Consider the following 25,945-nt stretch of genomic DNA (forward strand, 5'->3'; position numbering starts at 1 on the left):
CTCAAGAATTGCCGACGTTCACCAAAACCGGCTTGGATGAAAACTCCGCCGGGTAGACCTTGCTCAGCGCATCCACCTTCGGCAGGTCGAAGGTGCTGATATAGCCGCTGTCGGGATGCAGCGTCAGATAGTTCTGATGGTAGCCCTCGGCCTGGTAGAAGCCCGTGTCCTTGCCGACGATGGTCGCGATCGGCGCCGGGAACACCTTCGCCTGATCCAACTGCGCGATATAGGCCTTGGCCGCCACCACCTGCGCAGGGGACGTCGTGAAGATCTCGGAACGGTATTGCGTGCCAGAATCCGGATACTGCTCGTTCACCTGCGTCGGGTCGGTGACGACCGAGAAGAAGATCTGCATGAGCTGCCCGAAGGACACGACATGCGGATCGAAGGTCACGCGCACGGATTCCGCATGGCCCGTGGTGCCGGTGCTCACCGTCTCATACTGCGCCGTCGAGGCTTGACCACCATCGTAGCCGGCCATCGCCTCCGTCACGCCCTTCACGTGCTGGAAGGTGCCCTGCACGCCCCAGAAGCAGCCGCCCGCGAAGACCACCGTTTCGGTCGAACCCGCAGGCGCAGGCGCGGTCATGGCCGGCGGCGGCAGCGGATGATCGAGATCCGCGGCATGCGCGCCCGGCCAATGGCCGGCGGCCAGGGTCGCCACTAGAAGGGCGCCGAAGCCGATGGCCGTGGCGCGGGCGGGTGTCGCTTTCATCGTCGAGAGAATGGACATCGTACGGTCCTTAGGTGGGGTGGAAGGCGAGAGCGACGCCGTTCATGCAGTAACGGAGGCCCGTGGGCTGCGGCCCGTCCGGAAAGACATGCCCGAGATGGCTGCCGCAGCGCATGCAATGCACCTCGGTCCGGTCCATGCCCAAAGTGTCGTCGCTCGCCGTCGAAATCGCGTGGTCGAGGGGCTTCCAGAAGCTCGGCCAGCCCGTGTGGCTGTCGTATTTCGTGGCCGAGGTATAGACCGGCAGGGCGCAGCCCGCGCAGTTATACATGCCCGCATGCGTCTCAAGATCAAGCGGGCTGGAGAACGGGTATTCCGTGCCCGCCTGCCGCATCACGACGTAAGCGGCCGGGCTCAACAGCGCCTTCCACTCGGCGTCGGTATGGGTGACAGCGAAGGTTTCGGCGGCATGAGCGGCATGCCGCCGGGGCAATCCAATAAAGGCGGCAAGGCCGGCCAGGGCGGTTGCGCCCAGTATGGTTCGTTTGGTGACCACGAAGACGTCTCCTCTCCAGAGGGTTCACAGAGTGCTACGCTGTGAGGCACGTCAGAGTTACGCGCCGGCCGCAATTTTGGTTTCAGGCGGTTTGGTTCAGGCGGGCCAACGTGCCGGCCGGCGACACAAGGCCTCGATATTGTGCTCATCAGGGTCAAGCACGAAAGCCGCATAATAGTGGGTATCATACTGGGGCCGAAGCCCCGGCGCACCATGATCTTCGCCGCCCGCCGTCAGCGCCGCCGCGTGGAAGGCGTCCACACTGGGATGGTCGGCTGCGATGAAGGCGAGATGCACGCCGGTCAGCACCTCGGCGCGCTGGGCGATCCAGAAGAAGGGCGTGTCGTCCCGCCCATAGCCGGAAAACGCCTCACCATCGTCATAGAGGCGCGTGAGGCCGAGCGGCGCAAGGGCGGCATCGTAAAACGCCCGTGACAGCGCGATATCGGAGACGCCGATGGTGACGTGATCGAACATGAGGGTGGCTCTCCCGTGGGTTGATCTCAGGGCAGTCTAGTGGGACGTTTCGTGGTTTGGCGGATAGCGCTGCGCTTTTCCGCCCTACGACGTTGCGGATTGTAGGGCGGAAAAGCGCAGCGTCTTCCGCCATCCAGGCCTCTCCGCGATTATTTGATTCTCAAGGTTGGCATGTTCCGTTTTTTTGAGACCCGTCTTCAACCCACCGCCATCGACCCGGACAGGCCCCCGCCCACCGTCGATGAACCCCATGCCATGGCCCGGTTCTATTGGCATTTCGTGCGGCAGGCGCCGGGCCTGATCGCGGCGCTGTTCGCGGCCGGCCTGACGGTGGCGGTGCTCGACATTACCATCCCGGTCTTCATCGGGCGCATCGTCTCACTCGTGTCGACCCATACGCCGAAAACCCTGATCCCGGTGGCCGGTGGCCAGTTGCTGTTGATGATCGTGGTGCTGCTGGTGATCCGCCCAGCGGCCCTGTTCGTGCAGAACCTGATCACCAACCAGGCCATTGCGCCGGGACTGACAAATCTCGTGCGCTGGCAGAACCACTGGCATGTCGCGCGGCAAAGCTGGGGATTCTTCCAGAACGACTTCGCCGGCCGCATTGCGACCCGCGTCATGCAGACGGGACCGTCGCTGCGGGAAAGCGTCGTCTCCGGCACCAATGCGGTCTGGTACATCCTGGTCTATGGCGGCAGCGCCATCCTGCTGCTTAGCCAGGCGGATGATCGGCTGGGCATCCCCATCATGCTGTGGTTCGTCTGCTACGCGAGTTTGATCCGTATCTTCGTGCCGCGCATGCGCGAACGCTCGCGCCGGATGTCGGAAGTGCGCTCCGGCCTCACTGGCCGCATCGTCGATAGCTATACCAATATCCTGACGGTGAAGCTGTTCGCCCGCGCCCGGAACGAAGATGCCTTCATCCGTGATGGCATCGACGAGCATACCAACGCGTATCGCCGTCAGCTGCGCCTCATCACCATCTGGACCATGACGCTCGCGGTGACGAATGCCGCCATGGTCTCCGGCACCGGGGCGCTCGCGGTGTGGCTATGGATGGACGGCCGCATCCCCGTCGGTACTGTGGCGATGGCCATTCCGATGGCCTGGCAGATCGCCAATATGGCCGGTTGGGTCGCCCAGAACGTGACCTCCATCTTCGAGAATGTCGGCACCGTGCAGGATGGCATGCGCTCCATCGCGCGCCCCTTGCAGATGCCAGACCGCGCGGATGCCGTGCCCCTGGTGCTGGAGCAAGGCGCCATTCGCTTCGAGAAGCTCGTCTTCGATTATGGCCGCACGAGCGCGATCAATTTCCAGGGCCGGGTCGGCGGCGTGCTGCGGGGCATCGACCTCGACATCCGGCCCGGCGAGCGCATCGGCCTCATCGGACGCTCCGGCACCGGCAAGTCCACGCTGGTGAACCTGCTACTGCACTTCTTCGATCCGGCCTCCGGCCGCATCCTTGTCGATGGCCAGGATATCGCGGGCGTGACGCAGGAAAGCCTGCGCACGGCGATCGGCATGGTGACGCAGGACACGTCCCTGCTGCACCGGTCGATCCGCGACAACATCCGCTTCGGCCGACCGGATGCGACGGAAGCCGATATCCGCTCCGCCGCCGAGCGCGCGCATGCGCTGGCCTTCATCGAGCATCTGGAGGATTCCGAAGGGCGGCGTGGCTTTGAGAGCCACGTCGGGGAGCGCGGCGTGAAGCTGTCCGGTGGCCAGCGCCAGCGCATCGCCATCGCGCGCGTCATCCTCAAGGATGCGCCGATTCTGGTGCTCGACGAAGCGACTTCAGCCCTGGATTCAGAGGTGGAAGCCGCGATTCAAGAGCAACTGACGGGGCTGATGGAAGGCCGCACGGTGATTGCCATCGCCCATCGGCTGTCCACCATCGCGCAGATGGACCGGCTGGTGGTGCTGGACGAGGGCAAGATCGCCGAGCAGGGCACGCATCAGGCCTTGCTGGCGCGCGGCGGCATTTATGCGAGCCTATGGAAGCGGCAATCGGGCGCGGGCGAGGTGCGGGATGACAGCCGCAAGATTGCGCCTATGTCTGTGTGATGGGCGAGTGGCGTCCATAGACTATCGTCATCCACGGGCTTGACCCGTGGACCTACCCATCGCGGCGCCCATAGGTCGCCTTGGCGCCGCATCGGGTAGGCCCCCGGATCAAGTCCGGGGGTGACGAGTTTTTCTGGAATGAGCTGACGAGGACCCTACCATGCGCCTGCTCTTGGCCCTGCTGCTGCCAGGCATTTCTTTCTTCTTCATCGGCCGCCCTTGGGCGGGGATCATCTGCCTGATCCTGCACGCCACTATCATCGGCTGGATTCCGGCGGCGATCTGGGCGGTCTATGCCCTCAGCGAATACAACACCGACCGCAAGATGCGCCTGGCCGGCTGGCACCCGCCCTATTGACCAAAGTCCTTTACGCCACCTTCGAGGTTTTGCCCGGCCATGAGGCGCGGATGCGTGACCTCATGGCGCAATTGACGCGCGATGTGCGCGCCGAAGCCGGCAACCTGCGTTTTGTCGCCTATACGCGCGCGGACAATCCCCGCGCCTATCATGTCGACGAGATCTATGCGGATGACGCCGCGTTCCAGGCGCATATTGCCAGCGAGCATGGGCGCATCTTCAACACCACCATCCGCGACATGGTCGTCGGCGGTGGATCGAAAGTCGTGTTTTTAGACGCGTCGTAGGGCGGAAAAGCGAAGCGTATTCCGCCACTCCGCGCGCTAATCGGGTACCGCCTCGGGCTTTGGGCCGCCGGCCATCCAATCCAACAACTCGATCGTATGCACCACCGGCACGCCGCCGTTCGACAATTGCGTGATGCAGCCGATATTCCCCGCCGCCACCAGATCGGGCTTTTTCGCCATCAGCGTCTCCAACTTTCGCGTCCGCAACCGCCCGGCGATCTCCGGCTGCACGATGTTGTACGTGCCCGCCGACCCACAGCACAGATGCGCATCGACCGGTTCGACAACCGTGAAGCCAGCGGCCCGCAGCAGCGACTTCGGCTCTGCCGTCACACGCTGACCATGCTGCAGGCTGCACGCCGAATGATACGCCACCGTCAGCCCCGGCGCGGCGCGCGTCGGCGCATAGCCGATGCGGCTGAGATATTCGCTGATATCGGCGGCCAGAGCGGACACCGTTTCGGCGCGCACGGCATCCGGCTCATTGCGAAACATGAAGCCGTAATCCTTCACCGTCGTGCCGCAGCCGGAGGTGTTGATGAGGATGGCGTCCAGCCCCTCGCCCGCAATCTCCGCGCTCCAGCCATCGATGGCGGCCCGCGCCGTGGCCATCGCCCGGCTCTGCTGGCCCATGTGATGCGTCAAAGCCCCGCAACACCCGACATCGCGAGCTATCACCACCTCGATGCCCAGGCGCGTGAGCAACCGAATGCTGGCCTCGTTGATGCTGGGCGCCAGCACCGTCTGCGCGCAGCCGACGAGCAGCGCGACACGGCCGCGTCGCTCGCCGACCGCGGGATGGATTTGCGGCGTTTGGGCGGCGCTCCGCTTCGGCAAGCGGCCCGGCGCCAGGGTGAGCATCGCCCGCATCCGCTGTGCGAGCAGGCTCTTGCCGGGGATCAGCCCGCCCAGCGGCCGACCGATGCGGGCGCCGAGCAAGGCGACACGGAATAGGCGCGGGTTCGGCAGCACGCGCGCCAAAACACCGCGCATCAGCCGCTCATGCCAGGGCCGGGTATAGGTCTGCTCAATATAATGCCGTGCGTGATCGACCAGGTGCATGTAGTTCACGCCCGAGGGGCAAGTCGTCATGCAGGACAGGCAGGACAGGCAGCGATCGACATGGCGCACCACCTCCTCCGTCGCCGGGCGGCCGGATTCCAGCATGTCTTTGATCAGGTAGATGCGTCCGCGCGGACTATCCAACTCGTCACCCAGCAACACGAAGGTTGGGCAGGTCGCGGTGCAGAAGCCGCAATGCACGCAGGTCCGCAGCACCTGGTTGGAGGCGGCGGTCTCGGGGTCGCGAAGCTGTTCGGCGGTGAATGTGGTTTGCATGATCGCGCCTAGAGGCCGGCGTAGATGCGGCCGGGATTGAGGATGCCGACGGGGTCCATGGCGACTTTGACCCGTCTCGTGATCGCGGCGAGGGCCTCCACCTCGGGCGGCACGACATGGCTCGCGGCGCGCAGCGCGTCCGGCGCCCGCATCAGCGTCCAGGTGCCACCCTCCGCCCGGACCGCTGCCATGATCGCCGCATGGAGCGCCGCCGTGCCGTCCCCCGCCAGCCAGACACGGCCGCCGCCCCAGTCGAGAAAGCCGCGCGCGCCGGCCGCTTCGGCCGCTGCCAGCACGCTTGGCCCGTGGGAGGGGCGCGTCGAGATATGCCAGACCGCTTCACCAGCAGAGGGCGCGATCGGCACGGCATTGCCAACCGCCTGCCAGACGGCACGGCTGGTGGCGTCGTCCAGGATACGCGCCGGGCCGAAGGCTGAAAGGTCCGCCTGAAGCCGGCCGGTGCGATAGGTCACGCTGGCGGCGAATTCCTCGATCCGAAGGATGGTCGCGGTCCCGCCCGACAGCGTCGGGATCATCGACGTCGCCCAGGCCGGCAGCCAGGCCGCACCCGACACGCCAAAGGGCGAGCCGAGCGCCGCCGCCATCGCCGCCGTGCCACGCGCGGCGTCCAGACCGCGGATCACCACCGAGCCGGTGCTCTCGGGTGCCGGAAGCACCCGCAGGGTGATTTCCGTCAGCACGCCCAGCGTGCCGTGGCTGCCCGTCAGCAGCTTGCAGAGGTCGAGGCCGGTGACGTTCTTGAGCACGCGCCCGCCGGAGCGGATGACATCCCCCTCTCCGTTGACGGCGCGAATGCCGATGACATGGTCGCGCATCGCACCCCAGGCGACGCGACGCGGCCCGCTCAGATTGGTGGCGACCACACCGCCGAGGGTCTGCGGCGCGTCATTGCCAAAAACATGGCCGAGTTCCGGCGGCTCGGCGATGAGGTGCTGGCCATGCGCGATGAGCGCCGCTTCGATCTCGGTGATCGGCGTGCCGGCGCGCGCGGAGATCACCAGCTCGCGCGGGGCATAGAGCGTGATCCCCGTCAGATTGCGGGTCGAGAGTGTGTGCGCCGCCTGCACCGGCCGCATCATGCCCATCTTCGTGCCATTGCCCTGGATTGCCAATGGTTCTCGCGCCTGCCCGGCCGCGATCACGGCAGCGGCGACGCCCGCTTCGTCTAAAGGCTCCATCATGCGGCGAGCGAGCTTTCGACAAGCGGGAAGACTTTGGCCGGGTTGAGCAGCCAATCGGGATCGAAGGCGGATTTAATGCGGCGCATCTGGTCCAGCTCGATATCCGTGAATTGCACGTTCATTAGATCGCGCTTCTCCACACCGACGCCATGCTCCCCAGTCAGGCAACCACCGACCTCGACGCAAAGGCGCAAGATATCAGCACCAAATTTTTCGGCCCGCGCAAAACTGTCGGAATCATTGGCGTCGAACATGATGAGCGGGTGCAGATTGCCGTCACCTGCGTGAAAAATATTCGCGACCTTCAAGCCGCAGGCGTCACTCATCTCCTGCATGCGGCGGAGCACTTCGGGCAGGCGGCTGGTGGGGATTGTGCCGTCCATGCAGAGGTAATCCGGGCTGATGCGGCCGACCGCACCGAAGGCGCCTTTGCGGCCCTTCCAGATGGCCGCGCTCTCCTCCGCCGATTGGGAAATACGCAGGCTGATCGGGTCGAACTCCGCACACATGGCGCCGATGCGCGCGAGCAGATCGTCCTGCTCCGCGACGCAGCCTTCGACTTCGATGATCAGCATCGCCTCGGCATCCAGTGGATAGCCGGCATGGGCATAGGCCTCGCAGGCATGGATAGCCGGGCGATCCATAAATTCCAGCGCCACGGGAATGATGCCGGAGCCGATGATGCGATCGACGCAGGCGCCCGCGATCTCGTTCGAGCGAAACGCCGCCAGCATGGCGCGCTGGCCCTCGGGCGCGCGCAGAATGCGCACCGTCACTTCCGTCACCATCGCGAGCTGGCCTTCGCTGCCGGTCATCAGGCCGAGCCAGTCATAGCCGGCGGCATCGAGGTGATCGCCACCGATGTCGATGACCTCACCCTCGATGGTGACGATCTTGAGGCCGAGCAGGTTATTGGCCGTGACACCGTATTTGAGGCAATGCGCCCCGCCGGAATTCATCGCCACATTGCCGCCGATCATACAGGCGAGCTGGCTGGAGGGATCGGGGGCGTAGAAGAAGCCCTCGTCCAGCATGGCGGCGGTGATGCCCAGGTTGGTCACGCCGGCCTGCACGGTCGCGCAGCGATCGGCATAGTCGATGGCGAGGATGCGGTTCATGCGCATCATGCCGACGACCACAGCATCCGCGAGCGGCAGAGCGCCGCCGGACAGGCTGGTGCCGGCGCCGCGCGGAATGACCCGCACCCCGTTGCGGTGGCAGAAGGCGAGCACGGCCGCGACCTGTTCGGTGGTTTCGGGCAGGACCACAGCCATGGGCGGCTGGCGATAGGCCGAGAGCCCGTCGGTCTCATAGGGGCGCAGGCGCAGCGGTTCGGAGATGACGCCGGTTTCGGGCAACAGGGCGCGCAGGCCGGCGATGATCTCGGGCGCGCGGGCAAGCACATCGGCCTTCGGCTCTGGCAGACGGATCATTTTTTCTCCGCTCCTTGGACGTCTTGGGGCGACTCTGCGCCGCCGGGTCCGATGGAGCAAGATCGGGCTAGTCGCGTGACCGCGCGATCGTCGCGATGTGTTGGCGCAGCACCCGGTTGATTTCCGACTGGTAGCCCCGGCCACCGCCAACCTGTTCCTTGAACCAAGCCAGCACATCCGCATCCAACCGTATTGTGATGGCTTCCTTGAGGGGCTTGTAAAGACCGCCGCGCACAGCGCCCGACCAATCCAGGACTTCGGGGATGTCGGAGGTGTCGATCGTCGCATCGGGTGCGCCGGCCAGTCGTTCGAGGCGGTCGCGCTGGTCTCTAGACGTCGTCATTCTCATAGGCCTTTCGTTCAGCTTTGGTTGCGCGGCGCGCACTTAGCAGCCTGATGATGTCGCCATCCTCCGTATCCGTATGCGCCACCAACAAAACCACCACGCTGCCGGCGAGGCCGATCGCGTGCCAGCGTTCCTCGCCGTCTTCGATACGATCGAACCGCAGAAGGTGGCGGGGATCACGCCACACGAGTTCGGCGTCTTCGAAGGCCACGCCGTGCTTCAGCAGATTGCTGCGCGCCTTGGCGGCATTCCAGGTGAACCGAGGCACATCGCTGCCTCCATGTAAGCACTCGATTCTAAATACATTTCTGCTCATCCACAAGCATTGCCACCGCCGGCGCGGAGCCCTGAAGGGCGGAAAAGCGCAGAGCATTCCGCCACGGGCAAGCGATTGCTTGAGAGACACTCTCAACTTCACGCGGATGTGGACGCACCAGCGCTTGCTCCGCCACGCGCGACACCCGATCTCGGTCACTATGCAAAACGAAGCGACTGCTCGCGCCGCCCCCCGCCCCCGTCGTAGCGCCGAACTGAAACGGCTGCTGAAACTGAACGAGAGTCCGGAAATCGCCGCGGCGGCGGCGAACCTGCATTATGTGACCGAAGCGGCACCCGGGATTCATCGGCGCCCCGGAAAGGCCGAGAAGACCTTTACCTATCGTCATGCCAACGGAAAACCGGTGCGGGATGCCGCAACGCTCGACCGTATCCGCAAGCTCGCCATCCCGCCCGCCTATCAGGACGTGTGGATTTGCGCGGATGAGAACGGCCATCTCCAGGCGACGGGGCGGGATGCACGCGGGCGCCGCCAGTATCGCTACCATCCTCGCTGGCGGGAGGTTCGCGACGAGGCGAAGTTCGGCCGCATGATGGTCTTTGCCAAGGTTCTGCCCGTCATCCGTCAGCGCGTTGATGCGGATCTCTCGCGCCCAGGCCTGCCGCGCGAAAAGGTGGTCGCCGCCGTGGTTCGCTTACTGGAAACCACCTTGATGCGGGTCGGCAACGAGGAATATGCCCAGACCAATAACAGCTTCGGCCTCACGACGCTGCGCAATCGGCATGTGCGTGTGCGTGGGCAATCCATCACCCTCGACTTTCGTGGCAAGCACGGCATCGATCACCATATCGATTTGAAGGATGCGCGGCTCGCCCGCATCGTTTCCAAATGTCAGCATCTGCCGGGGCAGGACTTGTTCCAGTTCGTGGATGAGGCTGGCATTGCCCATGCCATCGGCTCATCGGACGTCAACCGCTACTTGCATGACGTGACCGGCGAAGACGTGACGGCGAAGGATTTCCGGACTTGGGCCGGCACCAATCTGGCGGCCCTCGCCTTGCAGGAACTGGGGGCCGTAAGCGACGGGCTGCCGCCCAAGAAGAGCGTGCTGCGCGCTGTCGAGGCGGTCTCGAAACTGCTCGGCAATACGCCGGCGATCTGCCGCAAATGCTACATCCATCCGGCCATCTTCGACGGCTATTTGGATGGGAGCCTCCTCGCCGCGCTGAAGCGCCGGGCGGCGGAAGAATTGTCTCAGGGGGTCGATCAGCTCAAGCCGGCGGAAGCGGCAGTGACGGGCTTTCTTGCCCATCGGTTGATGCAGGCGACCTCTCAGCCGATCCACACCTCAGCCTAATTGGCGCCCGGATCGCTCCGGGCGCCTGTTTGGTCAGTAGTGGCTGTGCCCGAAGAGCAGGAACAGGATCAGGATGACGACAAGGAACAAGCCCAGGCCACCGGCGCCGTAGCCGTAATGCGGCCGTTCCCGGTAATAGCCACGGCTATAGCCGAACCCGCCGCCGCCCAGAACAACGACGAGCAGGATGATGATGATGATCAGAAGCATGGAAAGTCCTCTCTAACGTCCAGTTCGCTCACTCGCCTCAAGTGGCACGCATGCGCACCTCCGGTAGTGGTCGCGCCCGCAAAAACCTCCCGATCCGCGCTCAGGGCGCCTCTGCGAGCACAAAGCGTCGGCTTGCATTAGGCTTTGTTGGCATCGCGGAATAGACGTCTTTCACCGCTTCGGTGATGGTCACGCCGGCGAACTGGGGCAGCAACCTGTGGCCGATCCTTTCCCACAGACGGTTGCTGCGCAGCACGATGCGCATCTCGGTTGGCGGCAGGAAGACGGCCGTGTCGCGCTGCTCCACACGAAACAGGCTGCTGGCGAGCAACCGGCCCACCTGCCCCGGCGAATAGGGCGTGCCATGGCCGAAGGGCGTCTTTTCGAAATAGGCCCACATGCCCTGGCGATTGGGCGTGACCACCATCAGCCGCCCGTCATCCTTCATGACGCGCCAGATTTCGCGCAGCATGCGCCGGGCGTTTTCCGAACTCTCCAACCCGTGGATGAGCAGCACGCGGTCAAAGATCGGGCCAGAGAAGGGCAGCGCATCCTCCTCCGCCATGCAAGTGAGATTGGCAGTCCCCATCGGCCAGCGCGCGGCGCCGAGATGCGCGGGCGTCAGCGCCACGGTCAGGCGCGCCTCCTCCCGCCAGGGTCGGAGGTAGGGCGGCGCATAGCCCAGGCCGAGCACCGAAAGTCCGGCCATGCTTGGCCAGATTTTGGCAACGCGATCACGAATGAGGCGGCCAGCGACGACCCCCTGCGCGGTGGCATAGAAATCGGCTGCGGCGTGAACATCGAGAACCATGACGGGTCTCCTATACACGACCTTGGGAACAGCGACCCCAGCTTCCCGCGAGCCATTCCCGCCCATCATGACCGATGCTAGGTTCTGCGCATGACATTGACCGTCTCCACGATTCCCATGCTCGCCGATAATTACGCCTGGCTTCTTCGGGATGAAGCCTCTGGCGCAATCGGCCTCGTCGATCCGGCCGATGCCGCGGTCGGCATCGCCGCGATCGAGGCGATGGGCGGCAGGCTCGACCTCATTCTCCTCACCCACCATCATGACGATCATATCGCAGGCGTCGATGCCATGCGGGCGCGCTTCGGCTGCCCCGTGGTCGGCGCGTCAGCGGATGCCCACCGGCTGCCGAAGCTCGACCGCGCCCTCGCCGAGGGCGACCAGGTGGCCTTCGGCTCGACCTTCGGTCAGGTCATCGAGACGCCCGGCCATACGGTGGGCCATATCTCCTACTTCTTTCCCGAAGGCCCCATCCTATTCGCGGGCGACACCATGTTCAGCCTCGGCTGCGGCCGGATGTTCGAAGGCACGGCGGAGCAGTTCTTCGCAAGTTTCCAGAAGATCGCAGCGCTGCCCCCGGCGACGCTGGTCTGCGGCGGCCATGAATATACCCAGTCCAATGCGCGCTTCGCCGTCTCGGTCGATCCCGACAACGCGCTGCTGCGCGCCCGCGCGGCCGAAGTGGACCGCATGCGGGCCGCCGGCCAGCAAACTCTGCCGGTGCGCTTGGAAGATGAGTTGCCGGTCAATCCCTATCTCCTGGCCGCGGATGCGGCGAGCTTCGGGCGCCTGCGCTCCATGAAGGACAGCTTCAAAGGCTGACGGCCCGGCTGTCTTGCACTTCACATTTTAGGACGCCCATGAAACTCTTCTATTCGGCGACCAGTCCCTATGTCCGCAAGGTCGTCGCCTGTGCCATCACGCGCGAGATCGACAGCCAGATCGAGCGGATCCCGAGCGGCGCGGCCTCCGCCGAGGCGCTCGCCCAGGCCAATCCCTTGGGGAAGGTGCCGACGCTTCTGACGCCGGATGGCGTGGCGCTCTTCGATAGCCCGGTGATCTGCGAATATCTCGATACGGTCGGGGATGCGCCGCCGCTGTTTCCAGATCACGGCGCCCATCGCTGGCTCGCCCTCAAATACCAGGCGCTCGGTGACGGCATCATGGACGCCGCCGTGATGACGCGCGGCGAGGTGCTGCGTCCCGCCGAGGAAGCGCGGCAGAAGAACATGGATCATCAGAAGCTGGCGATCACCCGGTCTCTGACCCTGTTGGAGGCGCATCTGCCCTCCTCCGGCACGCCCGATATCGGCGCTATCTCGGTCGCCTGCGCCCTTGGCTACCTCGACTTCCGCTTTGCTGATGACGGCTGGCGCGGGCAATTTCCCCGCTTGTTGCAGTGGTTCGAGAGCATCTCGGCACTGCCGGGCCTCGCCACCACCATTCCGCCTGGCTGACGCGCATGAACCTCCGCGATCCCGGCCTAGACGCCACTGCCGTGATTGCGGGGCTGGGTCTCGCGCCGCACCCTGAGGGTGGCTATTACCGCGAGACCTTTCGCGACGGCGATCTGGCCCATCGCGGCCGGGCGACGGCCATCCTGTTCCTGCTGCCGCATGGCGTCATCAGCCATTGGCATCGTGTCGATGCCATAGAAGTATGGCTATGGCAGGCCGGGGCACCGCTGTTGCTGGAGATGGCCGAGCCCGAAGGGCTTGCCACGCGCCACCCGCTCGGCCCCGATTTGGCGGCCGGCGAGGCGCTTCAGGCGACCGTGCCGGTTGATCATTGGCAGCGGGCGCAGAGCCTAGGCGACTGGACGCTGGTCTCCTGCCTCGTGGCGCCGGCCTTCCTGTTCGAAGGCTTCGTCATGGCGCCGCCCGGTTGGAACCCCAAAGGCGCCTGAATCCTGCCTGAATATGCATAGATATAGGGCACGCCGGACCATTCTTTCCGGCGGAGAGGGACCGGGACCATGCACGACCTCATTGTCGATGACGAGGTTTTCACCGCGGCCGTGTCGCGTGGCGCGGTCATGAGCGACGTCAGCATCGCCCCTGCTGCGATCAGCCCCGAACTCTCCATCGTCGTTCCCTGCTACAAGGAACGGCCGAACGTCCGGCCGATGGTCGATCGTGTGGCGGCCGCCCTGCCCGGCGTCGCCTGGGAAATCATCTTCGTCGATGACGACAGCCCGGACGGCACGGCAGAAGCCGCACGCGCCATTGCCCGCACCGATCCCCGCGTGCGCTGCATCCGCCGGATCGGCCGTCGCGGCCTCTCCTCCGCCGTCATCGAAGGCGCGCTCTCCTCCTCCGCCGAATTCGTCGCCGTCATGGATGGCGACCTCCAGCATGATCAAACGGTGCTGCCGACGATGCTGGGCCAATTGCGCGCCAATACGGCAGACATGGTGATCGGCAGCCGGCATGTCTTGGGTGGGTCGTCCGAAGGCCTGTCCTCGGCGATGCGCCATCGCATCTCCAACGCCGGCATCAGTGCCGCGCAGTATTTCCTGCCCATGCGGGTTACAGACCCGATGAGCGGCTTCTTCATGATGCCCCGGGCGCGCTTCGAAGGGATCGCGCCGCGCCTTTCCGGCCAGGGGTTCAAAATCCTCCTCGACCTCATCCTATCCTCCGCCGAGCCGCTGCGCGTGCTCGAAATCCCCTGCCAGTTCCATCGGCGGGAAGCGGGTGAGAGCAAGCTGGATGCGCTGGTCATGGTGCAATTCGCGTCCCTGCTGCTCGACAAGGGTCTCGGCGGCGTGGTGCCGATGCGCTTCATCGCCTTCGCCCTTGTCGGCGCCATAGGCATCCTTGTGAACCTGGCGGCCCTGGTGATCGGGCGCAGGCTCGGGCTCGACTTCATGGCGGCGGAGATCGTCGCTACGGTCATTGCCATGCTGTTCAATTTCCAGCTCAATAACCGGCTGACCTACCGCACGCATCGCCTGCGCGGGCCGCGCCTGCTGCGCGGTATTGCGCTGTTCATGCTGGTCTGCGGCCTCGGCGCCGTGGCCAATGTCGGCATCGCGACGGCGCTGTTTTCAGGCGGCAGTCATATGGGCCTCGCCGCTGCCGCCATCGGCGCTGCGATCAGCGTGGTGTGGAATTACGCGGTGTCGTCCACCTTGGTCTGGCGCACGGTTTAGGGGATAAACACCCAAACGATCGTCATCCCCGGGCTTGACCCGGGGACCTACCCGTTCCGGCACCTAAACACCGTCATGGCGCCCAAACGGGTAGGTTCGCGCATCAAGTGCGCGAATGACGGTAATTGGACTTAGGGCGGGAAAGCGCAGCGTCTTCCGCCAATCTTCTCACCGGGTTCGGCCATCATGTCCCTCTCCCCCGCCGTATTTTGGGCCGCGCTTCTCGGCCTGACGGCGCTGCGCCTGCTGGTCGCGGGTGTCACGCCAATTTCCCCCGACGAGGCCTATTACTGGGTCTGGTCGCGCGCACTGGCGCCGGGATACCTCGATCATCCGCCCATGGTGGCGCTCTGGATCCGCGCCGGCACCCTGCTGCTCGGCCATAGCGCGCTGGGCATCCGCCTGCTGGCGCCACTCTCAGCCCTCCTCGGTTCCGTCTTCCTACTCCATGCCGCGCGGCGGCTCGGCGCCGGACGCGGCTATGTCGCCGTCCTGCTTCTAAACGCGACCCTGTTATTCGGCGCGGGCGGCATCCTGATGACACCCGACACGCCGTTGATGCTGTTCTGGATCATGACCCTCTGGTCGATGGCGCGCATCGTTTCCGGCGGTTCGGGCTGGTGGTGGCTTGTCGTCGGCATCGCCGCCGGCCTCGCCCTCGACAGCAAATACACCGCCGCGCTGCTGCTGGTCGGCATCGGTCTCTGGCTGCTGCTGCTTCCCGCTGGCCAGCGCTGGCTGCGCGATCCGCGCCCCTGGCTCGGCCTTGTCGTCGCGGTGCTGCTGTTCCTGCCCGTCATCCTGTGGAACGCCGGCCACCATTGGGTGAGTTTCCTCAAGCAAGGCGGCCGCACCGGCGCCTGGCATCCGGCGCGCGCCGTGCAATTCCTGGGTGAGTTGATCGGCGGACAGCTCGGCCTCGCCACACCGATCATCTTCGTGCTTTGCGTCGCGGGCCTCATCGCGGTGTCCCGCGTCGCCTGGCAGCGGCGCGACCCGGCGGCGGGGCTTCTGGTCGCGCTGGGCGTGCTGCCCGCTTTAGTGTTCCTGCAACACGCCCTGGGGGATCGCGTCCAGGGCAATTGGCCCGGCATCCTGTATCCGGCGGCGGTGATCGCTGCCGCCAGCCTTCCTCTTACCACCCGCCTGCTGCGGCCGGCGCTCAGCGTCGGGTTCGTCATGACGCTGATCGTCTATGTCCAGGCCTGGGCGAGCCCGATCCCCCTCGGCGGCGTGGGCGACCCCACCATCCGCGTGCTCGGAGGCTGGGCGCCGCTGGCCGCCACGGTCACCGCCCGCGCCCAGGCCATCGGCGCCCAGTTTGTGGTCATCGACGAATACGGCCTGGGCTCGGAACTTGCCTTGCGCTTGCCGGCATCGCTGCCGGTTCTGGCACAGGACCCGCGCTGGGCGCTGTTCCGCCTGCCCCGTGCCGGTGCGGCAGTGACGGCCGGCACGCGCGGGCTGTTGGTCCGCACCGATCGTAGGCGAACCCCGCCTGACGCCACCGCCTGGGGATCGCTGTATACGATTGGCGACGTGGGCCGCGGGCGATATGGCCGAATCGGCGAAACCTATACGCTCTCCTCCGTCACGGCCGACCCCGAAGCCGGCCAAATCCTGACCCGCCTGCCCTCTGGAGTCACGCCGTGAAGATCACTCTGCCGACCTATCAAGACCAGCTTGCCGCGCGCCGCCGCATGGCAGGCCATGTGGTCCACACGCCGCTGCTGCGGAGCGAGATGCTCGACCGCGCCATCGGCGGCAAAGTTCTGATCAAGCCGGAGCCCTTGCAGCACACCCACAGCTTCAAGCTGCGCGGCGCGATGAACGCCGTGCTGTCCCTGGTCGAGAACGGCCATACCGGCGGCATCGTCGCCTTCTCCTCCGGCAACCACGCCCAGGCGACGTCCTATGCCGCGTCGCATGCTGGCTTGCCCGCGACCATCTTCATGCCGGCCGATGCCCCCGCCATCAAAACCCGCGCGACCCGCGCCTGGGGTGCAACGGTGGTGCCTTTCGACCGGCTGCATGACGACCGTGAGGCATTGGCCCGCGCCGAGGCGGCCCGCACGGGCGCGGCGCTTATTCCCCCGTACGACGATGCCCGTGTCATCGCGGGCCAGGGAACGCTGGCGATCGAACTCGCGGAGGACGCCGCAGCCTTAGGCCTGAAGGCGGATGCGATGCTGGTGCCGGTAAGTGGCGGCGGCATGATCGCCGGCTGTGCATTGGCGATGGAAGAGATGTCGCCCGGCACGCAGATCTATGCGGTCGAACCCGAAGGACGGGACGATATGCGGCGGTCGCTGATCTCCGGCGTGCGGGAGGTCAATGGCCCCGGCGGTTCCGTTTTGTGTGACGGGCTGATGTCTCCCACGCAGGGCGAGCTGACTTTCGCGATCAATCGTCGTCGGGTTGCGGGCGGCATCGTGGTGACGGATGAGGCGGTGCTGAAGGCCATGGCCTTCGCCTTCATCCATTTGAAGCTTGTGGTGGAGCCAAGCGGTTCCGCGACCTTGGCGGCGCTGCTGTCCGGCGCTTTCGACGGCCGCGACCGTGTCACGGCGATCGTATTGAGCGGCGGCAATGTCGATCCGGTCATCTTCCAGCAGGCGCTCGCGACGCTGTAACGCGTCTAACGGCTGAATACGCTGCGCTTTTCCGCCCTACGACATTGTGCGGTGTAGGGCGGAAAAGCGAAGCGTATGCCGCCATCTAGTGATGCTCGGTGGGTGGCGGAAGTTCGCCCCGCGCCGCGTGGAACTGCATCGGCGGCAGACGGAAGATGTGAATGCGCGACCATTCCCGCATCGTCTGGAAGCAGGCGTAGAGCATCGGGATCACGAAGATGCCCACGAAGCTCGCGGCGATCATGCCGAAGAACACCGGGGTGCCGACCGAGCGCCGGCTGATCATGGCGGCCCCCGTCGCGATCACCAGCGGCAGAAGACCGAGGATGAAGGCGAAGGACGTCATCATCACGGCGCGGAACCGCAGCGTGGCGCCGGCCACGGCGGCATCGCGGATCGACATGCCCTGCTCGCGCTGCTCCTTCGCGAATTCGACGATCAGAATCCCGTTCTTGGCCGACAAGGCAATCAGCGTCACCAAGCCGATCTGGGCATAGAGATTAAGCGCCAGACCCGTCAGCATGAGCCCCAGGAAGGCGCCGACGGCGGCCACCACCACAGAGATCAACACCGACATCGGAATCGTCCAGCTCTCATAGAGCGCGACGAGGAAGAGGTAGGCGAACAACACAGCCAGGGCGAGCACGACGCCGGTCTGGCCGCCGGCCTGGACTTCCTGATAGGCGGTGCCGGTCCACTCATAGCCATAGCCGTTCGGCAGCGTCTTGTCCGACAGCTCGGCCATTGCGGTCAGAGCTTGGGACGAGGATTGGCCCGGCGCGGGTGATCCGTCGATGGTGACCGAGCGCACGTTGTTATAACGCGTGATGACCTGCGGGCCCGTGACGATGCTCATGGTCGCGAGCGCGCGCAGCGGCACCATCTCCCCGTTCGCGTTGCGGACATAGATTTTCCACAGGGAGGAGAAGTCGTTGCGGTCGGCTTCCTCGCCTTCGATATTCACCTGCCAGACGCGGCCGAACAGGTTGAAGTCGTTGATATAGTAGCCGCCCATCGTCGCCTGAAGCGTGGTGAAGATGTCATTGATGTTCACGCCCAGGGCCTGCGCCTTGTAGCGATCGATGTTGAGAAACACGGACGGGTTGTTAGCTGAGAAGGTCGAGAAGACACGCGACAGACGCGGATCGGTATTGGCGGCCACCAGCATGCTGCCGAGGACCGAAGCCATATCCTGCGGATCCTGCCCGTTCAGCGCCTGAAGCTGATATTCGAAGCCGCCACCGGTCGATAGGCCAATGATCGGCGGCAGGTTGAACGGGAAGACGCTGGCGCCGAGGATACCCTGAGAGCGGCCGAACATCTGGCCGATCAGCGCGTTCACCGCCTGCGCCGGCTTGGTGCGATCCGCGAAGGGTTTCAGACGCGCGACAACGAAGGCGGCGTTCGGTTCCGCCGCGCCATCGAGGATCGAATAGCCGACGATCGAGATGGTATGGGCCACGCCATCTTCGGCGCGCAGCATGCCGGCGACCCGATCGACCACCGCCTGGGTGCGGTTGATGGAAGCGCCGTCCGGCAATTCGACAGCTGTGAAGAAGGCGCCCTGATCTTCCTCGGGCAAGAAGCCGCCCGGGGTTCGACCCGCCAGGAAGATGACGACGAAGGCGCAGATTGCGACGATCGGCACGACGAGCAGGGCGACGCGCACCAACCGGCCGACGACATTGCCATAGCCGTTGCGCACACGGTCGATGCCACGGCTGAGGCGCGAGAAGGGTCCCTTCCGCGTCTCCTTGTTCCTCACCGGACGCAGGAACAGCGCGCAGAGCGCCGGTGACAGCGTCAGCGCATTGGTCGCCGAGATCAGCATGGTCACGCTGATGGTCACGGCGAACTGCTTGAACAGCTGGCCGGACAGGCCGGGAATGAAGCCGACCGGCACGAACACCGACAGCAGCACCAGCGAGATGGCGATGATGGGGCCGAAGATTTGCCGCATCGCGAGTTTTGTCGCCTGGGCCGGAGTGAGATCCGGCCTCTCCTCCATCACGCGTTCAACGTTCTCGACCACGACGATCGCGTCATCGACGACTACGCCGATCGCCACGACCAACGCCAGCATCGAAATCGTATTGGCCGAATAGCCGAGCACCAGAAGGAAGGCGAAGGCGCCGATGAGACTGACCGGCACGGCCACGGCTGGGATGATGGTCGCCCGAATATTGCCGCCGAGGAACAGGAACACCACCAGCACGACAAGGCAGAAGGCTTCGATAATCGTCTTCACCACCTCATGGATGGTGTCGTTCACGAAGGTGCTGGTGTCGTAGATGACCTGCGCCTTCAGATCCGGTGGAAAGCGCTTCGACAGATCGGCGATGGCGTTTTGCACGCGCTGCGAGGTGGCGACCGCATTGGCGCCGGGCTCGAGATAGATGCCGATGCCGAGCGCCGGTGCGCCGTCGAGCTGATCCTGCGTCGATTGGCTCTGCGCCCCGAGTTCCATCCGCGCGACATCCTTCACGCGCAGGATCGACCCATCCGGATTGGCGCGGATGACGATGTCGCCGAACTGTTTCGGCGTAATCAACCGCCCCTGCGTGGTGATACTGAGCTGGAACTGTTGCTCGGGCCCGATCGGCTTGGCGCCGATGGTGCCAACGGCCGCCTGCACGTTCTGCGACTGAACGGCGTTGATGATATCGGTCGGGGCCAGGCCAAGCTGGGTCAGCCGCGCCGTGTTCATCCAGATGCGCATCGAATAGTTTTGCGCGCCGAACAAAAATGCCTGGCCGACGCCGGGCGTGCGCGACAGCACATCCAGCACATTGATGGTGATATAATTGCTGATGAACAGCGGCTTCAGCGTCTTCTTCGGACTTGAGAAGATGACGAATTGCAGCACGGCGGAGGACTTCTGGCGCAGCTGCACGCCTTCGAGCTGCACCTGACTGGGCAATTGGGACAGCGCTTGCGACACCCGGTTTTCGACGTTCACGACATCGATGTTCGGGTCGGTGCCGAGGGCGAAGCTCACCGTCAGGCTGTAGCTGCCGTCATTGCCGCTGTACGAGCGCATGTACAGCATCTTGTCGGCGCCCACGATCTGCGCCTCCAAAGGCTGCGCGACGGTCGCTTCAACGACGGCGGCGGATGCGCCCGGATAGCTGGTCGAGACGGAGACCTGCGGCGGCACGATGTCGGGGAACTGCGCCACCGGAATGCTCATCAGGCCGAGCACGCCCGCGAGCGTGATCAGAACGGCGATGACGACGGCAAGCCGTGGCCGGTCGATGAAGATCGAGGAGATCATTTAAGTCGACCTAACCGTTCGTCCCGGTACCGTCGCCGTAATTGGGCGGCGTATAGGGCACTGTCTTGACCACCGCACCAGGCTTCACGCGTTGCACACCGTCTGCGACGACGGTATCGCCCGCCTTCAGGCCGGAGGTCACGACGGCTAGGACACCATCCGCGTCGCCGATGGCGATGTTCTGCCGGCTGACCTTCGAGTCTGGTCCAAGCACATAGACGTAGTTGCCCTGCTGATCGGCCAGCACGGCCGCCCGCGGTATCGTCACCTCCTGCTGAGCCGATTGCGATTGCAGAATGACCGTGACGAAGCCGCCATCGATCAGGGTCCGGTTGCCTTCGGTGGCACCCTCCGCACCGCGCGCGGGGTTCGGCAATGTGGCGCGCAGCGTGAGCGTATCGGTCGAGGAACTGACCGAAATATCCGTGAAGTCGATCTTGCCGGTCTTGTCGTACATATGGCCGTCCGGCAGCTGCACCTTCACGGTAAGCGATGCGAGGCCGCCATGGCCCGAATACTCATCCTCAAGCTGGGACGCTTCGGATTCCGACACTGGGAAGGTGATGTATTCCGGATCCTGGCTGACGATCTTCGCGAGGGCGCCGCTGGTGGGCGACACGACGTTGCCAGGATCGGTCGCGAGGCCGATGCGGCCATCGATGGGGGAGGCGATCGTCGTGTAGCCGAGATTGATCTCCGCCTGCTGAAGCTGCGCCTCAGCGGTCAGCAATTGGCCCTGGTTGCTTCCGGCGGAGGCGACGGCGGTATCCACGTTCGACTGCTGTCCCGCAGGCGTATTCAGCAGCGTCCGTGACCGCCCCAAGGTCAGCTGGGAGTTGCGGAGCTGCGCTTGCGCCTGGGAGACGGCGCCCTGCGCGCTCAAGACCGCAGCCTGATAGGGCGGCTGCTCGATCACGAACAGGACCTGGCCCTTCTTGACGTCGCTGCCTTCCGCGAAGTTGCGCTGCTGCAGAAAGCCGGTGACACGTGCTTGCAGGGTGATGTGATTGATGGCTTCGACGCGGCCGACATATTGGCTCGTCTTGTAGATCGGGGTCAGGGTCGCCTTGGATACGCCCACGGTGGGCGGCCCGCCCATCTGGGCCTCTGCGGCAGAGACGCCGCTCAACAGCGTGACAGCGAAAACGGTCGCGGAGAAGCGGAGCCTCATCAGAATGTCCCCGGATTTGAGCCGTATCGTCCGAGCGGGCGCCCACGCCGATGTGTGGAGCGTCCCCGGGCGGGAGAAGCTTGCGGATTATCCATTATCTTTAGGGTTCTGCTGACCGAGCGGTCAACCACCGTGACGCGACGCAGCATGGTCGGAACCAGGCACGGCACGTTGACGCCGCGCCCCGATGCGCGGAAAAGCCGCCCGATGACCATATGAGGCTTGCGATGCAACGCGTCTTTTCCGGAATCCAGCCGTCCGGCGTGCCGACACTGGGCAATTACCTCGGCGCCATGCGGAACTGGGTCGCCCTTCAGGCGGACCATGAATGCCTCTACTGCGTCGTCGATCTGCATGCCATCACCGTGTGGCAAGACCCCGCGACGCTGCGCCAGCAGACGCGGGAAATGGCGGCGGCGATCATCGCCTGCGGCGTCGATCCTGAGCGGCATATCGTCTTCCACCAATCCGCCGTCAGTGCGCATGCGCGCCTCGCCTGGATCTTCAATTGCGTCGCGCGCCTTGGCTGGCTGAACCGTATGACACAGTTCAAGGACAAGGCGGGGAAGGACCGGGAGGCCGCTTCGGCCGGCCTGTACGTCTATCCCAACCTTATGGCAGCGGACGTCCTTGCCTATCACGCGACGCGCGTGCCGGTGGGGGATGACCAGCGCCAGCACCTGGAACTTGCCAACGACATCGCCCAAAAATTCAACCATGACTATGAGACGACATTCTTCCCGGTGATCGAGCCGCTGATCATCGGCGAAGCCGCGCGCGTCATGTCCTTGCGGGACGGCACCAAGAAGATGTCCAAGTCCGATCCGTCTGATCAGAGCCGGATCAACCTCACCGACGAAACCGACGTCATCGCCAGTAAGATTCGCCGCGCTCGTACGGATGCCGAGCCGCTGCCGAGCGAGATTGCAGGCCTCGAAGGCCGCGCCGAGGCGCGCAACCTCGTCGGCATCTATTCGGCGCTCTCGGGCATCTCCCAGGCCGAGGTTTTGGCGGAATATGGCGGGCAGGGCTTTGCCGGCTTCAAGGATGCGCTGGCCGCCCTGACGGTGGATAAGCTGGCCCCGATCGCTGCCGAAATGCGCCGCCTGCTCGCCGATCCCGGCCATATCGACCGGGTTCTGTTCGCGGGTGCTGCCCGCGCCAGTGCCATCGCCGATCCGATCGTGGCCGAAGCACAAGCCCTGGTCGGATTTCTTCCCAGGCCACAGGTGTAACGCGCGGCGCCGATGGTCTATCAAGCAGACATGGATGTGCCCCCGCCTTCCTCACCCGCCTCTGCTCTTACGGACGCGCCCCCCGCGTCTCTTACAGACGCGCAGCGCGCAGCCAGTCTGACGCGCAAAACCTCCGAGACCGAGGTGACCATTCACCTTGACCTCGATGGAAGCGGGCAGGTGCGGGCCGAGACCGGCATCGGCTTCTTCGACCATATGCTGACGGCCCTCGGCCGCCACGCGCTGTTCGACCTCGATGTCGTGGCGCGCGGCGACCTGCATGTCGATTTCCACCACACGGTGGAGGATGTCGGCATCGTGCTCGGCCAGCTTCTGCTGAAGACGCTCGGCGACAAGCGCGGCATCGGCCGCTACGGCCAGGCGATCGTGCCGATGGATGAGGCGCTGATCGAAGCGGCGGTCGATCTATCGGGCCGCGCGACCCTCGGCTGGCAGGTCGCCTTCACACGACCGAAGATCGGCGAGATGGATACCGAGTTATTCGAGGAATTCTTCCGTGCCCTGTCCGGCAACGGGCTTTTCGCCCTGCACCTGATCCAAAAGGCTGGGCGCAACGATCACCACATCGCCGAAGGCTGCTTCAAGGCGACCGCGCGGGCGCTACGCATGGCGGTGGAGCCCGATCCGCGCCAACGTGGCGCCATCCCCTCCACCAAGGGCTCGCTGGCGGGATGAGGATCTACACCGCCCATACCCGGCCGGATCGCGCGCCGCGCCTGGTGCGGGAGGGGTTCAGCCTCGGCGCCTTCCTGTTCGGGCCGATCTGGCTGCTGGCGCATCGTGCCTGGCTGGCGGCAGTTCTGGATATCGCGGCCATCGTCGTCCTTCTCGCGTTGGGGCGCGCCCTGCCCGGCTCTGCCATCCCCGCTGTCCTGATGCTGGGCCTCGCGGCGCTGACCGGCTGGAACGGCCGCGACCTCTGCCGCTGGTCGCTGTCCCGGCGCGGCTTCACCACGAGCTACGTGATTGCCGCCCGCAACGCCGACGCGGCCTTCGCGCGGCTGCTGACGCGCGATCCCGCGCTCATTCCACAGGCGGCCGGTCGATGAAGATCGCCGTCGTCGATTACGGCTCCGGCAATCTCGCCTCGGCCTCCCGCGCCGTGCAGCTCGCCGCCGAGCGCGCGGGTCTGCCCGTGCAGGTGCTTGTCACCAGCGAACCGGTGGAAATTCGCAGCGCCGACCGCATCGTGCTGCCTGGCCAGGGCGCCTTCGCCGACTGCATGTCGGGCCTCGAGTCCGTGCCCGGCCTGCGCGATGCGCTGGACCAGGCGGTGGAGGGCGGCGCGCCCTTCCTGGGCATTTGCGTCGGTATGCAGCTGATGGCGGCACGCGGGTTGGAATATGGCGCGACGGACGGGTTGAACTGGATCGCAGGCGAAATCACCCGCATGCCGGCCGAAGGGCTTCGCCTGCCGCAGATGGGCTGGAACGCGCTCGATTTCGCAGCCGACGCCCATCCGCTGCTGGCGGGATTGGTGCCCGGCGACCATGTCTATTTCACCCATAGCTACGCGCTGACAGACGGCGACGCCGCCGAATGCCTCGCGACGACCGATTATGGCGGTCCTGTCGTTGCCATGGTGGCGCGCGGCAACCGCGCCGGCACGCAGTTTCACCCTGAGAAAAGCCAGGAGGTGGGCCTCACCATCATGGGCAATTTTCTGAAGTGGACACCATGATCGCGCTTGAGGGCGTTCCGGGCGAAGACCGGCCGGCGCCCCGTGGACCGCAGGCCCGGGCGAAGCTCGCCGTCGATCGCGTCACGACCTTCACGGACGAGGATCTGCTCGCTTTGTGTGAAGCGACGGACGCTGCGATCATCGATGGCGGCGGTTTCGGTTGGGTGACACCGCCGGGTCGCCAGGTGATCGAAAGCTATTTCCGCGGTCTGCTCATGGTGCCGGAACGCGAGATCTATGTCGGCCGCGTCGATGGCGTCATCGTCGGCTCCACGCAGCTCGTGCGGCCGTCGCGCAACAACGAGGCCCAGGCCATGGCCGCCACCATCACCCAGGCTTTTGTTGCGCCCTATGCGCGCCGCCTCGGCCTCGCGCGGATGCTGGCGATGCGGGTCGAGGAACGGGCGCGGGGCATGGGCTATCAGGTGCTCAATCTCGATGTGCGGGAAACTCATACCGGGGCGATCGCCCTGTATGAGGGCCTCGGCTATATCCGGTGGGGTACACACCCCGCCTATGCCCGCGTCGGCGGCCAAATGATTGCGGGCGCCTTCTATCACAAGCTGCTCCAGCGGAAATCATGAAGCCCCTCACCCTCTATCCGGCGATCGACCTCAAGGGCGGCGCCTGCGTGCGCCTCCAACGCGGCGACATGGCGCATGCGACGGTCTATGCCGACGATCCCGGCGCCCAGGCCCAGCTGTGGCAGGATTCAGGCTGCACCTGGCTGCATGTAGTGGATCTGGACGGCGCCTTCGCCGGGCATTCGGTTAATACGGCTGCGGTGCGTTCCATCCTCGCCGCCGCCAACGTTCCAGTGCAGCTCGGCGGCGGGATTCGGGACATGGACGGTATCGAGGCCTGGCTGAATGAAGGCGTCAGCCGCGTCATCCTGGGCAGTATCGCCGCCAAGAACCCCGATCTGGTGCGGGAGGCCTGCCGCCAGTTCCCGGGCAGCATCGTGGTCGGCATCGATGCGCGGGATGGTTTGGTCGCGACCGAGGGCTGGGCCGAAACCTCCTCCATCGCGGCGGAGGAACTCGGGTTCCGCTTCGAGGATGCGGGCGCTTCGGCGATCATTTTCACCGATATTGGGCGAGACGGCATGTTGGCGGGTCTCAACCTCGACGCGACGGCGGCCCTCGCCCGCGCTTTGACGACGCCGGTGATCGCTTCGGGCGGCGTCGGCTCGCTCGCCGATCTGCATGCGCTGCGCGAAACCGCCATGTCCGCGAATGGCATCGAGGGCGTGATCGTCGGCCGCGCGTTGTACGATGGGCGGATGACGCCGACCGAGGCGATCGAGGCGCTGGCGGCGGATTAGGCTTCGGCCGCGCGAAGATGGTGGATTGCGCTTCGCTGATCCACCCTACGA

General features: G+C 65.2%; 26 protein-coding genes and 1 pseudogene. 15 read left to right on the forward strand and 12 right to left on the reverse strand.

Annotated elements, in window-relative coordinates; translation table 11 throughout:
* Position 1: 1 nt before the first annotated feature.
* From msrA to QP803_RS10080, 3 genes are all read right to left on the reverse strand, one after another.
* On the reverse strand, positions 2-736 hold the full coding sequence (gene msrA, locus QP803_RS10070; protein WP_284947626.1) for a peptide-methionine (S)-S-oxide reductase MsrA: 735 nt from the start codon (positions 734-736) through the stop codon (positions 2-4).
* A gap of 10 nt (positions 737-746) precedes the next feature.
* Positions 747-1,232 carry a peptide-methionine (R)-S-oxide reductase MsrB gene (msrB, locus tag QP803_RS10075; RefSeq protein ID WP_350356080.1) on the reverse strand — a complete coding sequence of 162 codons (486 nt, stop codon included), beginning with the start codon at positions 1,230-1,232 and terminating at the stop codon, positions 747-749.
* Between the two features lie 96 nt (positions 1,233-1,328).
* A complete protein-coding gene (locus QP803_RS10080; protein WP_284947627.1) occupies positions 1,329-1,709 on the reverse strand; it encodes a VOC family protein in 381 nt (126 codons plus the stop codon).
* 255 nt (positions 1,710-1,964) lie between these two features.
* Between QP803_RS10080 and QP803_RS10085 the strand changes: the two genes are divergently transcribed.
* The 3 genes from QP803_RS10085 (at position 1,965) to QP803_RS10095 (ending at position 4,427) form a co-directional block, all read left to right on the forward strand.
* Positions 1,965-3,782, forward strand: coding sequence for an ABC transporter ATP-binding protein (locus tag QP803_RS10085; protein WP_284947628.1), 1,818 nt, complete (start codon positions 1,965-1,967; stop codon positions 3,780-3,782).
* A gap of 160 nt (positions 3,783-3,942) precedes the next feature.
* The gene (locus tag QP803_RS10090; protein ID WP_284947629.1) at positions 3,943-4,140 is read left to right on the forward strand and encodes a YqaE/Pmp3 family membrane protein; all 198 of its coding nucleotides are present in this window, start codon (positions 3,943-3,945) and stop codon (positions 4,138-4,140) included.
* A complete protein-coding gene (locus QP803_RS10095) occupies positions 4,137-4,427 on the forward strand; it encodes a putative quinol monooxygenase (RefSeq protein WP_284947630.1) in 291 nt (96 codons plus the stop codon). Before QP803_RS10090 ends, QP803_RS10095 begins: the two co-directional genes overlap by 4 nt.
* A 36-nt stretch (positions 4,428-4,463) precedes the next feature.
* Here the strand turns inward: QP803_RS10095 and glcF are convergent, their stop codons facing one another.
* From glcF to QP803_RS10120, 5 genes are all read right to left on the reverse strand, one after another.
* A complete protein-coding gene (glcF, locus tag QP803_RS10100) occupies positions 4,464-5,765 on the reverse strand; it encodes a glycolate oxidase subunit GlcF (RefSeq protein ID WP_284947631.1) in 1,302 nt (433 codons plus the stop codon).
* A gap of 8 nt (positions 5,766-5,773) precedes the next feature.
* Complete coding sequence (locus QP803_RS10105; RefSeq protein ID WP_284947632.1) at positions 5,774-6,967, reverse strand: FAD-binding protein; 1,194 nt, start codon at positions 6,965-6,967, stop codon at positions 5,774-5,776.
* Positions 6,964-8,400 carry an FAD-linked oxidase C-terminal domain-containing protein gene (locus tag QP803_RS10110; RefSeq protein ID WP_284947633.1) on the reverse strand — a complete coding sequence of 479 codons (1,437 nt, stop codon included), beginning with the start codon at positions 8,398-8,400 and terminating at the stop codon, positions 6,964-6,966. The genes QP803_RS10105 and QP803_RS10110 overlap by 4 nt, the downstream gene beginning before the upstream one ends.
* A gap of 67 nt (positions 8,401-8,467) precedes the next feature.
* Positions 8,468-8,743 (reverse strand): BrnA antitoxin family protein, encoded by a 276-nt coding sequence (locus QP803_RS10115; protein WP_284947634.1) that lies wholly within the window; start codon positions 8,741-8,743, stop codon positions 8,468-8,470.
* Complete coding sequence (locus tag QP803_RS10120) at positions 8,730-9,014, reverse strand: BrnT family toxin (RefSeq protein ID WP_284947635.1); 285 nt, start codon at positions 9,012-9,014, stop codon at positions 8,730-8,732. Before QP803_RS10120 ends, QP803_RS10115 begins: the two co-directional genes overlap by 14 nt.
* Positions 9,015-9,141: 127 nt before the next feature.
* On the opposite strand from QP803_RS10120, the gene QP803_RS10125 reads away from it, so the two are divergent.
* Positions 9,142-10,380: a DNA topoisomerase IB gene (locus QP803_RS10125; protein ID WP_284947636.1), complete on the forward strand. Its 1,239-nt coding sequence runs from the start codon at positions 9,142-9,144 to the stop codon at positions 10,378-10,380.
* A gap of 33 nt (positions 10,381-10,413) precedes the next feature.
* On the opposite strand, the gene QP803_RS10130 is transcribed toward QP803_RS10125, so the two are convergent.
* The gene (locus tag QP803_RS10130; protein WP_284947637.1) at positions 10,414-10,590 is read right to left on the reverse strand and encodes a DUF3309 domain-containing protein; all 177 of its coding nucleotides are present in this window, start codon (positions 10,588-10,590) and stop codon (positions 10,414-10,416) included.
* 100 nt (positions 10,591-10,690) lie between these two features.
* Entirely contained in the window at positions 10,691-11,401 is a 711-nt protein-coding gene (locus QP803_RS10135) for a class I SAM-dependent methyltransferase (protein ID WP_284947638.1), read from the reverse strand.
* A gap of 90 nt (positions 11,402-11,491) precedes the next feature.
* Here QP803_RS10135 and gloB point away from each other — a divergent pair, with 90 nt between their 5' ends.
* The 6 genes from gloB (at position 11,492) to QP803_RS10165 (ending at position 17,188) form a co-directional block, all read left to right on the forward strand.
* Positions 11,492-12,223: a hydroxyacylglutathione hydrolase gene (gene gloB / locus QP803_RS10140; RefSeq protein WP_284947639.1), complete on the forward strand. Its 732-nt coding sequence runs from the start codon at positions 11,492-11,494 to the stop codon at positions 12,221-12,223.
* A gap of 38 nt (positions 12,224-12,261) precedes the next feature.
* Positions 12,262-12,858: a glutathione S-transferase N-terminal domain-containing protein gene (locus tag QP803_RS10145; protein ID WP_284947640.1), complete on the forward strand. Its 597-nt coding sequence runs from the start codon at positions 12,262-12,264 to the stop codon at positions 12,856-12,858.
* Between the two features lie 5 nt (positions 12,859-12,863).
* Positions 12,864-13,307, forward strand: coding sequence for a cupin domain-containing protein (locus QP803_RS10150; RefSeq protein WP_284947641.1), 444 nt, complete (start codon positions 12,864-12,866; stop codon positions 13,305-13,307).
* 129 nt (positions 13,308-13,436) lie between these two features.
* Positions 13,437-14,555, forward strand: coding sequence for a glycosyltransferase (locus QP803_RS10155; RefSeq protein ID WP_284947877.1), 1,119 nt, complete (start codon positions 13,437-13,439; stop codon positions 14,553-14,555).
* Positions 14,556-14,741: 186 nt separating this feature from the next.
* A complete protein-coding gene (locus tag QP803_RS10160; RefSeq protein WP_284947642.1) occupies positions 14,742-16,208 on the forward strand; it encodes a glycosyltransferase family 39 protein in 1,467 nt (488 codons plus the stop codon).
* On the forward strand, positions 16,205-17,188 hold the full coding sequence (locus QP803_RS10165; RefSeq protein WP_284947643.1) for a threonine ammonia-lyase: 984 nt from the start codon (positions 16,205-16,207) through the stop codon (positions 17,186-17,188). Before QP803_RS10160 ends, QP803_RS10165 begins: the two co-directional genes overlap by 4 nt.
* Before the next feature lie 85 nt (positions 17,189-17,273).
* On the opposite strand, the gene QP803_RS10170 is transcribed toward QP803_RS10165, so the two are convergent.
* Together QP803_RS10170 and QP803_RS10175 are read right to left on the reverse strand one after the other, a co-directional pair.
* Complete coding sequence (locus QP803_RS10170; protein ID WP_284947644.1) at positions 17,274-20,462, reverse strand: efflux RND transporter permease subunit; 3,189 nt, start codon at positions 20,460-20,462, stop codon at positions 17,274-17,276.
* Between the two features lie 10 nt (positions 20,463-20,472).
* Positions 20,473-21,633 carry an efflux RND transporter periplasmic adaptor subunit gene (locus tag QP803_RS10175; RefSeq protein ID WP_284947645.1) on the reverse strand — a complete coding sequence of 387 codons (1,161 nt, stop codon included), beginning with the start codon at positions 21,631-21,633 and terminating at the stop codon, positions 20,473-20,475.
* A gap of 227 nt (positions 21,634-21,860) precedes the next feature.
* Here QP803_RS10175 and trpS point away from each other — a divergent pair, with 227 nt between their 5' ends.
* The 5 genes and pseudogenes from trpS (at position 21,861) to hisA (ending at position 25,894) form a co-directional block, all read left to right on the forward strand.
* On the forward strand, positions 21,861-22,868 hold the full coding sequence (gene trpS, locus QP803_RS10180; protein WP_284947646.1) for a tryptophan--tRNA ligase: 1,008 nt from the start codon (positions 21,861-21,863) through the stop codon (positions 22,866-22,868).
* Between the two features lie 30 nt (positions 22,869-22,898).
* Entirely contained in the window at positions 22,899-23,564 is a 666-nt protein-coding gene (gene hisB, locus QP803_RS10185) for an imidazoleglycerol-phosphate dehydratase HisB (protein WP_284947878.1), read from the forward strand.
* Entirely contained in the window at positions 23,561-23,938 is a 378-nt protein-coding gene (locus tag QP803_RS10190) for a DUF2628 domain-containing protein (RefSeq protein ID WP_284947647.1), read from the forward strand. Before hisB ends, QP803_RS10190 begins: the two co-directional genes overlap by 4 nt.
* Positions 23,935-24,570, forward strand: coding sequence for an imidazole glycerol phosphate synthase subunit HisH (gene hisH, locus QP803_RS10195; RefSeq protein WP_284947648.1), 636 nt, complete (start codon positions 23,935-23,937; stop codon positions 24,568-24,570). Before QP803_RS10190 ends, hisH begins: the two co-directional genes overlap by 4 nt.
* A pseudogene (gene hisA / locus QP803_RS24010) lies at positions 24,567-25,894 on the forward strand (1-(5-phosphoribosyl)-5-[(5-phosphoribosylamino)methylideneamino]imidazole-4-carboxamide isomerase). Before hisH ends, hisA begins: the two are co-directional and overlap by 4 nt.
* Positions 25,895-25,945 lie beyond the last annotated feature (51 nt).

The organism is Acidisoma sp. PAMC 29798, from assembly GCF_030252425.1.
GTDB lineage: Bacteria > Pseudomonadota > Alphaproteobacteria > Acetobacterales > Acetobacteraceae > Acidisoma > Acidisoma cladoniae.

What these genes read in the sequence shown, in the direction of transcription:
- trpS (WP_284947646.1), top strand. Translation starts at nt 21,861, where the DNA reads ATGCAACGCGTCTTTTCCGGAATCCAGCCGTCCGGCGTGCCGACACTG.
- QP803_RS10090 (WP_284947629.1), top strand. Translation starts at nt 3,943, where the DNA reads ATGCGCCTGCTCTTGGCCCTGCTGCTGCCAGGCATTTCTTTCTTCTTC.
- hisB (WP_284947878.1), top strand. Translation starts at nt 22,899, where the DNA reads ATGGATGTGCCCCCGCCTTCCTCACCCGCCTCTGCTCTTACGGACGCG.
- QP803_RS10080 (WP_284947627.1), bottom strand. Translation starts at nt 1,709, where the DNA reads ATGTTCGATCACGTCACCATCGGCGTCTCCGATATCGCGCTGTCACGG.
- QP803_RS10175 (WP_284947645.1), bottom strand. Translation starts at nt 21,633, where the DNA reads ATGAGGCTCCGCTTCTCCGCGACCGTTTTCGCTGTCACGCTGTTGAGC.
- QP803_RS10135 (WP_284947638.1), bottom strand. Translation starts at nt 11,401, where the DNA reads ATGGTTCTCGATGTTCACGCCGCAGCCGATTTCTATGCCACCGCGCAG.
- gloB (WP_284947639.1), top strand. Translation starts at nt 11,492, where the DNA reads ATGACATTGACCGTCTCCACGATTCCCATGCTCGCCGATAATTACGCC.
- QP803_RS10110 (WP_284947633.1), bottom strand. Translation starts at nt 8,400, where the DNA reads ATGATCCGTCTGCCAGAGCCGAAGGCCGATGTGCTTGCCCGCGCGCCC.
- QP803_RS10170 (WP_284947644.1), bottom strand. Translation starts at nt 20,462, where the DNA reads ATGATCTCCTCGATCTTCATCGACCGGCCACGGCTTGCCGTCGTCATC.
- hisH (WP_284947648.1), top strand. Translation starts at nt 23,935, where the DNA reads ATGAAGATCGCCGTCGTCGATTACGGCTCCGGCAATCTCGCCTCGGCC.
- QP803_RS10145 (WP_284947640.1), top strand. Translation starts at nt 12,262, where the DNA reads ATGAAACTCTTCTATTCGGCGACCAGTCCCTATGTCCGCAAGGTCGTC.
- QP803_RS10155 (WP_284947877.1), top strand. Translation starts at nt 13,437, where the DNA reads ATGAGCGACGTCAGCATCGCCCCTGCTGCGATCAGCCCCGAACTCTCC.
- glcF (WP_284947631.1), bottom strand. Translation starts at nt 5,765, where the DNA reads ATGCAAACCACATTCACCGCCGAACAGCTTCGCGACCCCGAGACCGCC.
- msrA (WP_284947626.1), bottom strand. Translation starts at nt 736, where the DNA reads ATGTCCATTCTCTCGACGATGAAAGCGACACCCGCCCGCGCCACGGCC.
- QP803_RS10105 (WP_284947632.1), bottom strand. Translation starts at nt 6,967, where the DNA reads ATGATGGAGCCTTTAGACGAAGCGGGCGTCGCCGCTGCCGTGATCGCG.
- QP803_RS10150 (WP_284947641.1), top strand. Translation starts at nt 12,864, where the DNA reads ATGAACCTCCGCGATCCCGGCCTAGACGCCACTGCCGTGATTGCGGGG.
- QP803_RS10130 (WP_284947637.1), bottom strand. Translation starts at nt 10,590, where the DNA reads ATGCTTCTGATCATCATCATCATCCTGCTCGTCGTTGTTCTGGGCGGC.
- QP803_RS10190 (WP_284947647.1), top strand. Translation starts at nt 23,561, where the DNA reads ATGAGGATCTACACCGCCCATACCCGGCCGGATCGCGCGCCGCGCCTG.
- QP803_RS10115 (WP_284947634.1), bottom strand. Translation starts at nt 8,743, where the DNA reads ATGACGACGTCTAGAGACCAGCGCGACCGCCTCGAACGACTGGCCGGC.
- QP803_RS10160 (WP_284947642.1), top strand. Translation starts at nt 14,742, where the DNA reads ATGTCCCTCTCCCCCGCCGTATTTTGGGCCGCGCTTCTCGGCCTGACG.
- QP803_RS10085 (WP_284947628.1), top strand. Translation starts at nt 1,965, where the DNA reads ATGGCCCGGTTCTATTGGCATTTCGTGCGGCAGGCGCCGGGCCTGATC.